Annotated in this window: 13 protein-coding genes; 8 read left to right on the top strand and 5 right to left on the bottom strand. The window is 57.2% G+C overall.

Translation table 11 applies throughout. The features are described 5' to 3' along the window. Positions 1-71 precede the first annotated feature (71 nt). Positions 72-296: a YgdI/YgdR family lipoprotein gene (locus tag RHM55_RS02920; RefSeq protein ID WP_322179434.1), complete on the bottom strand. Its 225-nt coding sequence runs from the start codon at positions 294-296 to the stop codon at positions 72-74. A gap of 175 nt (positions 297-471) precedes the next feature. Here RHM55_RS02920 and moaB point away from each other — a divergent pair, with 175 nt between their 5' ends. Together moaB and glp are read left to right on the top strand one after the other, a co-directional pair. Then, positions 472-1011: a molybdenum cofactor biosynthesis protein B gene (gene moaB / locus RHM55_RS02915; RefSeq protein ID WP_322179433.1), complete on the top strand. Its 540-nt coding sequence runs from the start codon at positions 472-474 to the stop codon at positions 1009-1011. Positions 1012-1017: 6 nt separating this feature from the next. Then, positions 1018-2232 carry a gephyrin-like molybdotransferase Glp gene (gene glp / locus RHM55_RS02910; RefSeq protein ID WP_322179432.1) on the top strand — a complete coding sequence of 405 codons (1215 nt, stop codon included), beginning with the start codon at positions 1018-1020 and terminating at the stop codon, positions 2230-2232. Between the two features lie 143 nt (positions 2233-2375). Here glp and RHM55_RS02905 read toward each other — a convergent pair whose 3' ends face one another. Continuing rightward, positions 2376-2582, bottom strand: coding sequence for a hypothetical protein (locus tag RHM55_RS02905; protein WP_322179431.1), 207 nt, complete (start codon positions 2580-2582; stop codon positions 2376-2378). 311 nt (positions 2583-2893) lie between these two features. Next, positions 2894-4702: a monovalent cation:proton antiporter-2 (CPA2) family protein gene (locus tag RHM55_RS02900; protein WP_322179430.1), complete on the bottom strand. Its 1809-nt coding sequence runs from the start codon at positions 4700-4702 to the stop codon at positions 2894-2896. 288 nt (positions 4703-4990) lie between these two features. Here RHM55_RS02900 and RHM55_RS02895 point away from each other — a divergent pair, with 288 nt between their 5' ends. From RHM55_RS02895 to RHM55_RS02880, 4 genes are all read left to right on the top strand, one after another. Continuing rightward, positions 4991-5179: a hypothetical protein gene (locus RHM55_RS02895; protein WP_219060186.1), complete on the top strand. Its 189-nt coding sequence runs from the start codon at positions 4991-4993 to the stop codon at positions 5177-5179. A 104-nt stretch (positions 5180-5283) separates the two neighbouring features. Continuing rightward, complete coding sequence (locus RHM55_RS02890) at positions 5284-6324, top strand: Ldh family oxidoreductase (protein ID WP_322179429.1); 1041 nt, start codon at positions 5284-5286, stop codon at positions 6322-6324. A gap of 635 nt (positions 6325-6959) precedes the next feature. Continuing rightward, on the top strand, positions 6960-8279 hold the full coding sequence (locus RHM55_RS02885; protein ID WP_322179428.1) for an OprD family porin: 1320 nt from the start codon (positions 6960-6962) through the stop codon (positions 8277-8279). A gap of 114 nt (positions 8280-8393) precedes the next feature. Beyond that, positions 8394-9314 (top strand): LysR family transcriptional regulator, encoded by a 921-nt coding sequence (locus tag RHM55_RS02880; RefSeq protein WP_322179427.1) that lies wholly within the window; start codon positions 8394-8396, stop codon positions 9312-9314. 27 nt (positions 9315-9341) lie between these two features. Here the strand turns inward: RHM55_RS02880 and RHM55_RS02875 are convergent, their stop codons facing one another. Together RHM55_RS02875 and RHM55_RS02870 are read right to left on the bottom strand one after the other, a co-directional pair. After that, positions 9342-10652 carry a leucine-rich repeat-containing protein kinase family protein gene (locus RHM55_RS02875; protein ID WP_322179426.1) on the bottom strand — a complete coding sequence of 437 codons (1311 nt, stop codon included), beginning with the start codon at positions 10650-10652 and terminating at the stop codon, positions 9342-9344. A gap of 2 nt (positions 10653-10654) precedes the next feature. Continuing rightward, on the bottom strand, positions 10655-11212 hold the full coding sequence (locus tag RHM55_RS02870) for a TetR/AcrR family transcriptional regulator (protein WP_322179425.1): 558 nt from the start codon (positions 11210-11212) through the stop codon (positions 10655-10657). Positions 11213-11317: 105 nt separating this feature from the next. Here RHM55_RS02870 and RHM55_RS02865 point away from each other — a divergent pair, with 105 nt between their 5' ends. Then, positions 11318-12532 (top strand): MFS transporter, encoded by a 1215-nt coding sequence (locus RHM55_RS02865; RefSeq protein ID WP_322179424.1) that lies wholly within the window; start codon positions 11318-11320, stop codon positions 12530-12532. Positions 12533-12637: 105 nt separating this feature from the next. Next, on the top strand, positions 12638-14530 hold the full coding sequence (locus tag RHM55_RS02860; protein WP_322179423.1) for a propionyl-CoA synthetase: 1893 nt from the start codon (positions 12638-12640) through the stop codon (positions 14528-14530). Positions 14531-14553 lie beyond the last annotated feature (23 nt).

Raw genomic sequence — 14553 nt, 5'->3', positions numbered from 1 at the left:
ATGTGCTCCGCATACAAAAAACCCGCGCAGGGCGGGCTTTTGAACAAAATCGCAAACGATGTTGTGAAGGATCAGAGATCCTTAACCGTACTCACCTGGTCTTTGTTGACGCGAGTTTCTTTGCCATCAAGCTGTTTGAATTCGTAGAAACCCGATTCTTCATCATACTTGGGCGTATCAACAGCCTGGATTTCGCGCCCGTCGTTGAGAGTGATGACTGTGGGCGAAGCACAGCCGGCGAGACTTGCGAGGCTCAGAGCCAGCAGGAAGGCGGCGGGTAAGGTCCGTTGAGTCATGGTGTGTCTCCGTCAGGGAATGCTTTGATTATTGAGGTTGAGACGTATACATCATCCGCAAGTTCCATGGACAGTAGTGGCTTGTCGCAATCGCTGACTCAGATCAACGAAGGGTGAGTGAAAAGGGGGCTGTGATATAACAACAGGCTGTTCCCCCTCTCTTTGGATTGAGCCTATGAAAGCGAAGGCTGAAACACCTTTCGTGCCATTGAATATTGCCGTATTGACCGTCAGCGACACCCGTACCTTTGAAACCGATACGTCTGGGCAAGTCTTCGTTGACCGCTTGACCGCCGCAGGTCATAGCCTGATCGAGCGCGTGCTGCTCAAGGACGATCTGTACAAAATCCGTGCTCAGGTTGCCACCTGGATTGCCGACGATGACGTGCAGGTTGTACTGATCACTGGCGGCACAGGTTTTACCGGTCGCGACAGTACACCTGAAGCGGTGATCTGTTTGCTGGACAAGCAGGTCGATGGGTTTGGTGAGCTGTTCCGGCAGATTTCCGTGGCGGATATTGGTACCTCTACCGTGCAGTCCCGCGCGCTGGCGGGTATGGCCAACGGCACATTGGTCTGCTGCCTGCCGGGTTCGACCAATGCCTGTCGTACCGGTTGGGACGGTATTCTTGCCGAACAGCTGGATTCACGTCACCGTCCGTGTAACTTCGTCGCCCACCTCAAGCAGGCCGAGCCCTGCGAAACCCGCGGATAAACTGATATGAGCCGCACTAAAGCGCGATCGTTGATGCCTGTAGAAGTGGCGCTGGCGCGCTTGTTGGAGATGGCCGAGGCGACGCCGATCCTTGAGCGTGAGCGGGTCGTACTGGCCGATGCGCAAGGTCGGGTTCTGGCCGAGGAGTTGATTGCAACCCTGGATCTGCCGCCTTGGCCCAATAGCGCCATGGACGGTTACGCCTTGTGTCTGGCGGACTGGAAGGGTGAGCCAATGGAGGTCAGTCAGCGCATATTTGCCGGGCAAGCCCCCGAACCATTGACGCCTGGAACCTGTGCCCGGATCTTCACCGGCGCGCCCGTGCCGGCGGGCGCCGATTGCGTAGAAATGCAGGAAAACGCCGAGGTACTCGTCGATCAGCGGGTGCGCTTCATTGAGCCGATGAGAGTCGGGCAAAACATTCGTCCCCAGGGCCAGGAAACAACGATTGGCGAGCAAGTATTGGCCGTCGGTACGCGTATGGGGCCCATTGAACTGGGCCTGACAGCATCGTTGGGCCTGGCCGGGCTTAATGTCGTGCGGCGCGTGCGTGTTGCTGTGTTGTCCACCGGCGATGAGTTGATCGAGCCGGGCCAACCGCTGGGCCCTGGGCAGATTTACAACAGCAATCGGGTGTTGCTGTGCAGTTGGTTACAGCGGTTGGGCTGCGAGGTGTACGACGCCGGGATTTTGCCAGACGATCTGGAAAAAACCCGTAACGCGTTGGGCGCTCTGGGGCACGTCGATTTAATTCTTTCCACCGGTGGTGTATCGGTGGGCGAGGCAGATTTTCTCGGACATGCCCTGCGCGAGGACGGCGAGTTGTCATTGTGGAAGCTGGCGATCAAGCCTGGGAAGCCGCTGACGTTTGGCCATTTTCGTGGTGTGCCGGTGATTGGTTTACCGGGCAATCCAGCCTCGACTCTGGTGACCTTCGCATTACTCGCCCGGCCCTATCTGTTGCGCCGTCAGGGCGTCGCCGATGTCGCGCCGCTGCAGTTTCCGGTGCCTGCCGGTTTCACCTGGAACAAGGCCGGAGACCGCCGCGAATATCTGCGCGGGCGATTCGAACAAGGCCGCGCCGTGCTCTACAGCAACCAGAGCTCGGGCGTCCTGCGCAGCGCAGCGTGGGCCGAAGGCCTGATTGAAGTGCGCGAAGGGACCACGGTCGCCGAAGGTGACTGGCTGAACTTCATTCCTTTAAGTGAGGTGCTGGGCTAACGACCGGACTCATGTGGTGGGTGCGGTTATAAACCTGGCGCTTACATCTCAACGTCGATCCAATCGTTTTGGTCGCCGTGGCTTATGGCCGCCCGGTGATCGAGCCGGGGCCGTTATTTGGACGGCGTTGATTCAGGCGTTCGTTATCGTAATAGGCGGTCTTGCGCCGCGTGATTAAATACGCTGTCCTGAATGCGGGTGCGCAAGGCTGGAATATTGCCCAATGGTCCTTTCAGAACAATCAGCGCGTCCCGCAGGGCCATGAGGTTTTCCAGGCCAAAAGCCTTGGTTGTGTGGGGGGCAGCGACAGGTAGCGACAGGTCGATAGCAGTCGCAGTGTTCGGGTTCATATAGATCAGCTCTTATAGTTATTCAGTGGAGGTGGTATTTGTTAGTTGCCAGGCGCAATGCTGCAAACGAATTTTTACAGTTTCGGGTGTCGGGGTAAATAGCTTGGCGGGGTGAATGTTGCGGAAAATCGTGTAGGGTATTTCTACAGTTTTAAATTTTATGTGGGAAGTTTATATATGGCCGCTGAAACTATCCTGAATATAGATGGGTTTGTCTAACAATCGAGCAAGTCCGAAGAGAAGGCTCCTTCAGGCTTGTTCGATGGGGTGTGTTCCAGGTTTGATTAGCTGAGTTGAGCGCCTGAATATTGTCAGTCTTTGGCGGACTCTTCCTCCAGACGGTCGGCTTCAAACAATTGCTCCAGTTCCGTTCTCGCTTCTCGGGCGGTTTGCAGGACTTTGGCGTCATCGTCATACACCAAATGTTGGGCATTCAGCACTTGTTCATCGTGACGCTTGAAACGACTGACCCGGGCATCGGCCTGAGCCTGGCTCAGACCCAGCCCCACCAACGTACGCCTGCTCATCTCCAGGCTGGAGTAGAACGTTTCACGTACCGCCTGAGCACCTACGTCCATCAGCCGGTGCACATGTTGACGGTTGCGTGCCCGTGCGATGATTTTTATGTGCGGATAAAGCTTGCGCACCAACTCGGCAGTCTTGATGTTGGTGTCCGGGTCATCAGTGGCGATGATGAAAAACTCTGCCTGATCAACCTTGGCCGCACGCAAAATTTCCGGGCGTAGTGGATTGCCGTAGAACACCGGCAGATGGCCGGAGCTGCGGGAAAACTCAATGGACTCCACGGCGTTATCCAATGCCACGAAGGAGATTTTTTGTGCCCGCAGAATCCGCGCAACGATTTGCCCCATACGGCCCATACCCGCGATGACCACCCTGGGCGAATCGCTGGCGATATCGCGGTACTCGTCCGGCACGATCTGCGGCGTGACTTTGGGTTTGAGCAGTCGCGAAATCAGGAGTAACAGCAGCGGCGTCATGGCCATGGACAGGGTGATGGTCAGCACCAGAATGTCGTACAGCCGTGCTTCGAACAGCCCTTGGTCGCGGCCGATCTTGAACACCACGAAGGCAAATTCACCACCCGCTGCCAGCACGACGCCCAAGCGCAAGGCGCTGTGCTGGTCCAGGCCGCCGACCAGACGGCCGATGCCAAACAGCAAGGGCAGTTTGATTAGAATCAGCAGCACTGTCAGCCCCAGCACGGTCAGCGGTGCGCTGGCCAGCAGGCCAATATTGGTACCCATGCCGACGCTGATAAAAAACAGCCCAAGCAGCAATCCTTTGAAGGGCTCGATTTGTGATTCCAGTTCGTGGCGATATTCGGAGTCAGCCAATAGCAGGCCTGCCAGAAACGCCCCCATGGCCATCGATAGCCCCGCCAGGTCCATCAGCCAGGCTGTGCCGATCACCACCAACAATGCAGTCGCGGTCGAGACTTCCTGTAGACCGGTCTTGGCTACGATCCGAAATACCGGGCGCAGCAGATAGCGCCCGCCGATCACCACAATAGCGATGCTGCCCACCACCCGTAGACCATGAGTCAGGTGGTCTGAGGTGCTGGCGTTATGATCCACCCCCGCTAGAAACGGCACCATGGCAATCAATGGGATCGCGGCGATGTCCTGGAACAACAATACGGCGAAGGCCAGCCGTCCGTGTGGACTGTTAAGCTCCTTGCGCTCGGCCAGACTTTGCAGGCCGAAGGCGGTGGACGACAGTGCTAAACCCAGCCCCAACACAACCGCACTGTTAAACGACTGATCGAAGGCGAGCAGGGCGACGCTGCCGATAGCCACCCCGGTGAGCAGTACTTGGGCAAGCCCAACACCAAACACGGCCTTGCGCATCACCCACAAACGTCGCGGCGACAACTCGAGGCCGATGATGAACAACAGCAGCACCACGCCCAATTCGGAAATATGGCTGACACTTTGCGGGTTGCCGATCAGGCCCAGCACTGAAGGGCCGATGATCACCCCGGCAAACAGATACCCGAGCACTGCGCCTAGTTGCAGGCGCTTGGCCAAGGGTACGGTCAATACTGCGGCCAGCAGAAATACGACTGCGGCCTGCAGTAGATTGCCTTCGTTGGGCATAGTGAACTCCTTGATGTATCGCTGTTCGATCACTGCTAAAGCGCGAGAGCGGAAGCTTGGCGGCAACCGTCTTGAATAGGGCGGCATTAAAACATGTGATGTTTATCTCATTGGCGTTCATTTTGTTCTGATCAGGGTCACAGGATCAGTGTCGAAGCCTCTATCGGGTAACCCGGCGGCCAGTACCGGGGATTTGTATGCCAGGCTGCCGTCTGCGAGTCATCAGCGGTACCATGGGCCCGGAGTTGCGCAGAGCAAATGATTTCTACAGGTATTCAGGAAGCCGTAATGACTAACAAACAGCGTTTGACGTATTCGATTCTGATCGCCCTGGTGGTGCTTGGGATCATGTTGGGCTTGTCACACTTGCAGAACATCGGCGTGATCACCGAGAAGACCTTTCAGTACATTGCCATCTCGGTCGCGGTGTTGGTGGTGATCATCAACGGGTTCATGCGGCGCAAGGTCAAGCCCTGATGACAAGGTGACGCTCAGGCTTGCTCAATCCCTGCTTGAGCAAGCGTGCGGGATCAATGAAGAACGCCATTACCTCCCTCAAAAAAAATATACCGGAGCTTAAAATGTCTGCATCCAGCGATACCGCGGCCCACGTCGAGACGCAAAACATTTCTTTTCCTGAGTTGGTCGAGTTGCTGCGTCAGGTCTTCCTGCGCAACGGCACCTCGCCGGAAGTGGCAAGTGTGTTGGCTGAAAACTGTGCCAGCGCTGAGCGTGACGGTTCCCATAGTCACGGCATTTTCAGAATTCCCGGTTACCTTTCGTCCCTGGCCAGCGGCTGGGTCGACGGCAAAGCGGTGCCAAAAGTCGAGGATGTTGGCGCGGCATTTATTCGGGTCGATGCGGCTAACGGCTTCGCTCAACCTGCATTGGCGGCTGCCAGACCGTTGCTGGTAGAGAAAGCCAAGAGCGCGGGGATTGCCATTCTGGCGATTCGCAGCTCGCACCATTTCGCGGCGCTGTGGCCCGATGTCGAGCCGTTCGCTCGTGAGGGGCTGGTGGCGTTGAGCGTGGTCAACAGCATGACGTGCGTGGTGCCCCATGGTGCACAGCGACCGCTGTTCGGCACCAATCCAATTGCATTTGCCGCACCCAGGGCGGGTGGTGACCCGATTGTGTTCGATCTGGCCACCAGTGCTATTGCCAACGGTGACGTGCAGATCGCTGCTCGCAAGGGCGCGATGTTGCCGCCGGGCATGGGTGTGGACCGCGCCGGGCTGCCGACCGAGGATCCCAAGGCGATCCTTGATGGTGGTGCGTTGCTGCCCTTTGGTGGCTATAAGGGCTCAGCCTTGTCGATGATGGTCGAATTGCTCGCCGCGGGGCTCACGGGCGGTAATTTTTCGTTCGAGTTCGACTGGTCAAAGCATCCCGGTGCACAGACCCCCTGGACGGGTCAGTTGTTTATCGTCATTGATCCGAACAAGGGTTCCGGGCAGAACTTTGCCGAGCGCAGTGAGGAACTGGTCCGGCGGATGCATGACGTCGGTCAGGAGCGCATGCCCGGTGACCGCCGCTACCTGCAGCGCGCCAAGGCGCTGGCCCATGGCATCGATATTCCCGTGGCTGAACTGGCGCGATTGCGAGAGTTGGCTGGCGTGTAGGGTTAAACCCTAAACCTGCGGCAGGCTTGCTTGTAGAGGCTCGCGTCAGATACACCGCGCGAGTCCATTATCAGGCGAGTCTGTAATGGGCACCGAATAAAGTCCGGCTCTAGTTGCAGGCCTGCAGGATGATGGTTACCGCAGAGGAAGAGGTATCAGCGACCGTTGGTGTCATCTTGAATGGCTGTAACTTTTGTAGTCTTGACACGTAGATATGAAGAGCAACTCTTTTTTTCTAAAGTCTGTAATGCCCTCATTTAGAGCCAGTATCTAGCGGGCCACTTCACGACAAATACGCCCCGTTAACGCGTAGCGATCAGCGTTGTTCAATCCCCGATCTGACCCCTCGAAACCCCGGTTATAAAGGGGCGCAGCCCCAATGGGCGTGACGATTACCCTTGTTGTCAGGAACCATGGTGTGGCGCTGCCAAGCGTCCGCGAGGAATGAGTTCGTGCAGACATCCTCATGGAAAGGTTAACGATTTAGGGATTTATATATTCCAAAAGCAGATAAAAAAATAATAATTCATTCTTATAAAGAATAAATAAAATCCTTTAAATTGCCGCCACTCAACGCCGCAACCGCTCTAGGACGGCCGTTAGCCCTGAATTAGCACTGCCGATCGGAGACAACGATGCGCAATAAAACTTACCTCACGCTGGTCATGGCCCTTGGTGTCGCACAGCAAGCGCATGCCGCTGGTTTCATTGAGGACAGCAAAGCCTCACTTGACCTGCGTAACTTTTACTTCAACCAAGACACGCGTAATGCAAAGGCACCTTCTGACCGTGAGTGGGGCCAGGGCTTCATTCTTAATTACCAGTCAGGTTTCACTCAGGGACCGATAGGGGTTGGTTTGGATGTGCTGGGCTTGTATGGCCTGCGGTTAGACGCCGCAGGGCGCGTGGGTAAGAAGGAAGAGGATCACACCCCGGGAAGTGTATTTCCTTTGGACAGCAACGGAGAAGCGGTTAATGATTATGGCCGGCTGGGGGCCACCGCTAAGTTTCGTGTTTCCCAGACTCAGCTAAAGGTCGGCACGTTGCTCCCGAAACTGCCTGTTTTGACGTACAACGACGGGCGCTTATTGCCGGAAACCTTTGAGGGGTGGCAAGTAGAATCAAAAGAGTTTGAGCATTTAAACTTTATCGTGGGTGATATAAAACAGGTGGCTGATCGTAACTCCTCAAATACCCAGGGGATGTCGATTGCGGGCGCAAACAACCCGGACACCGGGAAATTCAGTAATCAGTTCTATTACGGTGGGGTTGATTATCAAGCCACTCCGCAATTGCAACTGCAATACTACTATGGCGGCTTGAAAGATTTTTATCAGCAGCACTTTCTTGGGTTGGTTCACCAGTGGCAACTGCCCGTCGGTCAGCTGAAAACAGACTTGCGTTATTTCTATAGCACCTCAGGCGGTGAAAATGCCAGCGCTTCGGGCCGTGATCAAGGTTATGTCAGTGCGGGCTATTATGGTCAAGGTATTGGCAAGGGCGAAGTAGATAACCGTCTATGGAGCAGCCTGTTCACGTATAGCCTGCAAGGCCACTCCATCAGTGTTGGCTATCAGCAAACGAGCGGGCGTAGTGACTTCCCTCATATTAACCAGGACCAGGGTCGCTCTCCTTACTTGATCACCAATTCGCAGGTTCTGCGCTTCGTCAATGCAGGCGAAGACACGACAATGGCCGCGTATGCCTACGACTTTTCAACCCTCGGCTTACCGGGTTTAAAGACAAGTTATACCTACTGGAATGGTCAGCATATTCAAGCGCTCAACAAGCAGAATAGCGAATGGGAGCATGACTTCCGTATCGACTATGTGATCCCTCAAGGTAGCCTCAAGGGGCTGGGTTTTACGTGGCGCAGTGCGGTGCTTCGAGGCAACGATGTGGCCGACAAAGACGAAAACCGCTTTATCGTCAGCTACAGCATTCCTCTTATATAAGGCATTGTCTTCGGCTTCGACGCCGCCTTGCCCAGCCACTTCGACAGGACAAGGCGGGCTCATGCTAAATTCGCAGGACTGTTCAAAAAACGCCAACAATTGACGAGGGCCGTGATGGATCAGGTCAAGGCGATGAAAATTTTCGTGCGTATCTATGAGCGCAGCAGCTTCACGTTGGCTGCTGAAGACTTGACCCTGCCGCGTGCGACGCTGACTCACAGCCTCAACCAACTGGAAGCCTGGCTCGGCACGCGCTTGCTGGAGCGCAGCACGCGCAGGGTCAAACCTACCCTTGACGGTGAGGCCTACTACGCGCGATGCATCCATTTACTGGCGGAACTGGAAGATGCCGAACATGCGTTCCGCAGCGTCGCGCCCAAAGGCATGCTGCGGATCAACCTGCACGGCACGTTGGCCAGGTACTTCGTGGTGCCAGCCTTGCCGGACTTCATGGCGCGTTATCCTGATATTCAACTGACCCTGAGCGAAGCTGATCGATTGGTGGACCTGGTTCAGGAGGGCGTGGATTGCGTGGTGCGGGCCGGCAACCTCAGCGATTCATCGTTGGTCGGCCGTCGTATCGCGATGCTGGAGCAGGTGACCTGTGCAAGCCCGGCGTACCTGCGCAAATACGGGGTGCCGAAACAGGTGAGGGACCTTGCGACTCACACGGGCGTGAACTATGTCTCCAGAACCACCGGCAAACCTTACCCCTTCGAGTTTATGGTGGATGGGCAATGCCAGGAGGTCCTGCTCGAGGGTCGCGTCGCGGTGTTTGGCGCTGAAATCTACGCCGCGTCGGCGGTTGCCGGCATTGGCATCATTCAGGTGCCGCGCTATCGGGTTGCTCAGCAACTGTCCGAAGATGTGTTGCGTGAAGTGTTGCCTCAATGCCCGCCGCCACCGATGCCCGTGTCGGTCCTGTATCCGCACAACCGCCACATGTCCCCGCGAGTTAGGGTGTTCGTCGATTGGGTGAGCGAGTGTTTTGCCGAGGCGGCGCGGGGGCTCGCCCGGCATGGGTATGACCAGTAGCTCCAGGGGTGAATGCACTGCATCGTGTCACAGGCGCCGTAACTCGCCATGAACCTGTGCAAACGACGGCCTTGCCAGTACGTCGGGATGCGTGCATCGGCTTTTCAGGTTAAGTAGCCACTCGGCAGGTGCTGGATCGCAACGCGTCAGCAATTCACCCAGCAGGATCCCGAAAGCCCTGACTTCAACGCGTTCCAGTGCCTGTGCTTGAGCGGTGTTGGCTGTCGGATAAAACGACGCTGCGCCAAAATCGCCGAGCAGGCAATCGCCGTCCTCGTCCCACAAGATATTGTGCCCGTACAGGTCGCCATGGCAGATACCGCCTGCATGCAGATGCTCGGCAACCGAGGCGATGCCGCAGGCCAGGCGGAGGGCGACGTCCAGCGAAAACCGGGTGCCTGAGGCATAGATGTCTCGGGTGCAGGAGTCCAGGCTGGGCGGGCCAGCGAGGTTGCTGAAGCTGGGGGCGATCAATTGCATCACCAGACCAACCTGTGCCTGTGGGTGTTCAGCGATCTGCCCCTGGACTTCGATCAGCTGTGGGTGAGCCCCCGCAGCAATGCAGGCAGACATTTCGTTGAGCGGGGAGCCGTCACTGGTGATGCTGCCCTTGTAGAGCTTGATCGCCACAGGCGTGGATTGGTTCTCCTGACGTTGCCACAGGGCTTGTTGGATCACCCCAGAAGCGCCTTCGCCCAGTTGCTGTTGTACCTGCAGATGCTCCCACGGGATCTGGCGGATGGGCGTTTCAGCGGGACTTACGGTCAGCGGGTTTCCGGCGTAGGCCAGCCAGGCAAGCGTGGGCAGTTTCAACAACCAGTCGGGCAATTCAGTCAGGCGGTTGGCCGCAATACGCACCAGTTCAAGTTGCGTGCAGGTCGCCAGACTCTCAGGCAACTTCTGCAAGCGATTACCCGCCAGCATCAATTTTTGCAAGGCACTGCAGGCGCCAAGTGCGTCGGGCAGGGCCTCAATGCAGTTGTCCGTCAGGATTAGCCAGCGCAACAAGGGCGGCAGTGCCTGAGCAGGAACGTAGCGGATCTGATTGGCCTTGAACCCGACGATTTGCAACTGCAGGCACTGACCTATACTGGCTGGCAGCTCGGTGAACCTGTTTTCCGAGCAGAACAACACGCGCAGGTGTTTCAGACGGTGCAGATCTTCCGGCAGGCGGCTCAACGCATTGCCGGTCAGATTGAGCACCTCCAGCGAGTCCGCGAGGTCGAAAATTTCCGCAGGAAACTCGGTCAGCCCGCAGGACAGATCAAGCCGTGTGATGCCCGCAAGCTTGCCAGCGCGCAGACGCTCAAGGGTATGAGTTTGATTGTCGATCGTCATCATTAATCCTGCCGCGCGAGGCAGATGTCGATTAATCGATGCATGCGTTCCAGGCTCGGTGGTGCTTCCGCGTAGAGGATGCGATACACCATTGGCGCAACGATGGCGTCCATCAATTCTTCGGCCGGTGGAGCAGTCTCACCTCGGGCGAGCGCGCGCCCGATGATGATTTGTAATTGGTCACGAACGATGGCAGAGCATTTTCCAGAGCAGGTTGCCGCGCTACTGGCCACGACGTCACGCATCAGTTCCCGCCCCGGGGCTGAACTCATTTCGTCCAGGTATTGCTCGGTCCACGTTTGCAGGTCTTCGCGCAGGTTGCCGCAATTGACCGGGATGTCCGGACGCAAACGTTCCACCGCTGCGTCTGCAAGCAGCGTGGTCAGGTCACCCCAGCGTCGGTAAATGGTTGAGGGCGTGACACCAGCACGGGCAGCAATCAGTGGGACGCTGAGGGCTGCACGATCGTGCTCGAGCAACAGGTCACGGATAGCCGCGTGGATCGATTCTTGAACACGGGCGCTGCGGCCTCCCGTGCGAATACCTTCTTTAATAGCCATGCGGCAGACCTTAACACAAAGAATTTGCTTTAAGCGGGATCGCGTTGCACACTCGAAAAAGCTAAATTATTGCTTTAACGGTTTGCTTTATCGGAGAGTGTACTCATGTCTCATCCTTTGCAGAACCCGGACCCGACCGTTCGTAGTCGTGGAGCACTGGGGTTTCTTGCCGTCACGGTGTTGTGCTTTTTTGCTGCGTCCAGCGCGCCCACCCCTCTTTATCACCTGTATCAGCAAAGCTTGGGCTTCTCGTCGGCGATACTGACCCTGATTTTTGCAGTGTATGCCCTGAGTTTACTGGGGGCCTTGTTGTTGGTCGGCTCATTGTCCGACTACTTGGGCAGACGCCCGGTCATTTTTGCCGCGCTGGTGCTTGAGATTTTGTCGATGGTATTGTTTATCGCCGCCACCGATGTGACCTGGCTAATCATTGCACGGGTGCTGCAAGGTTTCGCCACGGGCATGGCTGCCAGCGCATTGGGCGCTGCCTTGCTTGATTGTGATCAGACACAGGGGCCGTTGATCAACAGTGTCGCACCGATGCTGGGCATGGCCGCGGGCGCGCTGGGCACCAGTGTTCTGGTGACGTTCGCGCCCTTGCCGCTGTTGATGGCGTTTGTCGTGCTATTGATCGCTTTTGTGTTGCAGGCTCTGTACCTGTGGCGTCTGCCGGAAACGGTCAGCCCACAACCGGGTGTCTGGGCGTCGCTAAAGCTTTCGTTGCACGTACCACCTCAGGCGAGACGCACGCTGTGGCTGGTGCTGCCAGTGGATATAGCGGCTTGGGCGTTGGGCGGATTCTATCTGTCGCTGAGCCCATCATTATTAACCGCAGCAACCGGCTCGACGTCGGTTCTCAATGGCGGGCTGGCCGTGGCGGCATTAACCCTAAGTGGCGCGGTGGCGATTCTGAACCTGCGCAAACGTACACCCCGCCTGGCCTTGTTCGTGGGTGCCAGCTTTATGGGCGTAGGCGTCGCGGTGATTCTGGCGGCCGTCAACAGCGGTTGGCTATGGCTGTTTTTCGTAGGGACGGTGGTTGCCGGGTGCGGGTTCGGCGCCGGGTTCCTTGGGGCCATGCGCTTATTATTGCCACTGGCTCACGCCCATGAACGCGCCGGGCTGATGTCGACATTTTATGTGCTCAGTTACCTGGCATTTTGTGTACCTGCATTGGTTGCCGGGCTCTCGGCACACAGCTTCGGGCTGATCGCGACCACCAACGTCTATGGCCTGGTGGTCATCGCCTTGGCATTGCTGGCTCTCCTGGGTGTGCTGACCCAGCGTTCTGCCAATGCCCGTGCGATGGCTCAGGGCTAAAGCGGCCGACAAAAGTCGTAGCTGTTTTTCTCTGTGCATCTGCTACGTTCATGGGTGTAAGTCTTTCTCGCCAAGCCCTCAATAAGAACAAGCACAGGGACACCGATGAGCCAGCAACAGAAGCATTATCAGCAGCATTACGACCATTCCATCGCCGATCCCGAGGCCTTCTGGGCGCTACAGGCGCGCAACGTGGCGTGGTATCAGGCACCTCGACAGACTCTGCAAACCCTGGCTGACGGCACGCATCGCTGGTTCGCCGACGGTCAGCTCAATAGCAGCTATCTGGCACTCGATTATCAGATCGAGCAGGGCCGTGGCGAGCAGACGGCACTGATCTACGACTCGCCCGTCAGCCACAGCAAGGTGCGCTACAGCTACAACGAACTGCGTGACGAAGTGGCGCGGTTGGCGGGTTTGCTCCGCCAATTGGGCGTGGAGAAGGGCGACGGCGTAATCATCTATATGCCGATGGTCCCGCAGGCGGCCATGGCGATGCTGGCCTGCGCCCGACTCGGCGCAATCCACTCCGTGGTGTTCGGCGGTTTTGCAGCCCATGAACTGGCACTGCGCATCGACGATTCCAAACCCAAGCTGCTGCTGACGGCTTCGTGCGGGTTGGAGTTCGACCGGGTTATTGAATACAAACCCTTGGTGGACAAAGCCCTGGAACTGGCTCGCCATCAGCCGAGCCATGTTCTGGTGCTGCAACGCCCACAGGTTCAGGCGCAGTTGCAGAAGGGCCGCGACCTGGACTGGAACGCAGCCTTGGTCGGTGTGCAACCGGTCGATCCGGTGCCCGTCGCCAGCACCGACCCGCTATACATCATGTACACCTCGGGCACCACCGGCCGGCCCAAAGGTATCGTTCGCGAAAACGGCGGCAACGCAGTCGCGCTGACCTTCACCATGAGCCATATCTACGGGATGCAGCCGGGCGATGTCTGGTGGGGCATCTCCGATGTTGGCTGGGTGGTAGGCCACACCCTGATTGTCTACGGACCGCTGATGTGCGGTTGCACCACTATCCTGTATGAGGGCAAGCCGATCCGTACGCCAGATGCCGGCGCGTATTGGCGGGTGATCGAAGAATATAAGGTCAACGCGTTGTTCTGTGCTCCCACTGCCATGCGCGCGATTCGCAAGGAAGATCCTGACGGCGAGTTGATCAAGAACCGCGACCTGAGTTCGTTGCGACAGTTGTTTTTGGCGGGGGAAAAACTTGACTCCAGCACGCATCACTGGCTGGAACAGCTGACTGGCAAGCCAGTACTCGATCATTGGTGGCAGACCGAAACCGGTTGGCCGGTGACTGCACCGTGCGTAGGTCTTGAAGGTCACAGCCCGGCCCCTGGTTCAAGCAACCGTGCGGTGCCGGGTTACAACGTGAAGGTGGTGGATGAGGAGGGCCGGTTGCTCGCGCCTGGTCAGCAAGGTTCTATCGTCATCGCCTTGCCATTGCCGCCTGGGTGCAGCCAGACGCTATGGAATGACCATACACGCTACTTGGAAGCTTATCTGCAGACGTTTCCCGGCTATTACCACACGGGTGATGGGGGGTATGTGGACGAAAATGGTTTCGTGTACATCATGGGCCGCACGGATGATGTGATTAACGTCGCGGGTCATAGGCTGTCCACCGGGGAGATGGAAGACCTGGTCGGCCAACATCCCGCCGTGGCCGAGTGTGCAGTGATCGGCGTGCATGACGAGATCAAGGGGCAGGTGCCGCTGGGCATGATCGTGCTCAAGGACGGCGTCAGCGAAAGTGCCGAGCAGTTGCGTAGCGAAATGGTAGCGTTGGTGCGCGAGAGAATTGGTGCGCTGGCGTGTTTGCAGCGTGTGGTCGTGGTCAAGCGCCTGCCCAAAACCCGCTCCGGCAAAATACTGCGCGGTGTTCTACGAAAAATCGCCGACGGCGAGGACTTCACTCCGCCGTCGACGATTGATGATCCAGCGATTCTCGGGGAGATTGCTGCTGCGTTGAAAGCAACATAAACCCCAAGAGCAGATTTGCCTGA

The sequence above is a fragment of the Pseudomonas sp. MH9.2 genome (assembly GCF_034353875.1).
Taxonomy (GTDB): domain Bacteria; phylum Pseudomonadota; class Gammaproteobacteria; order Pseudomonadales; family Pseudomonadaceae; genus Aquipseudomonas.
Note: the sequence above shows the minus strand (reverse complement) of the source record. Positions and strands in the feature narration are given on the sequence as shown.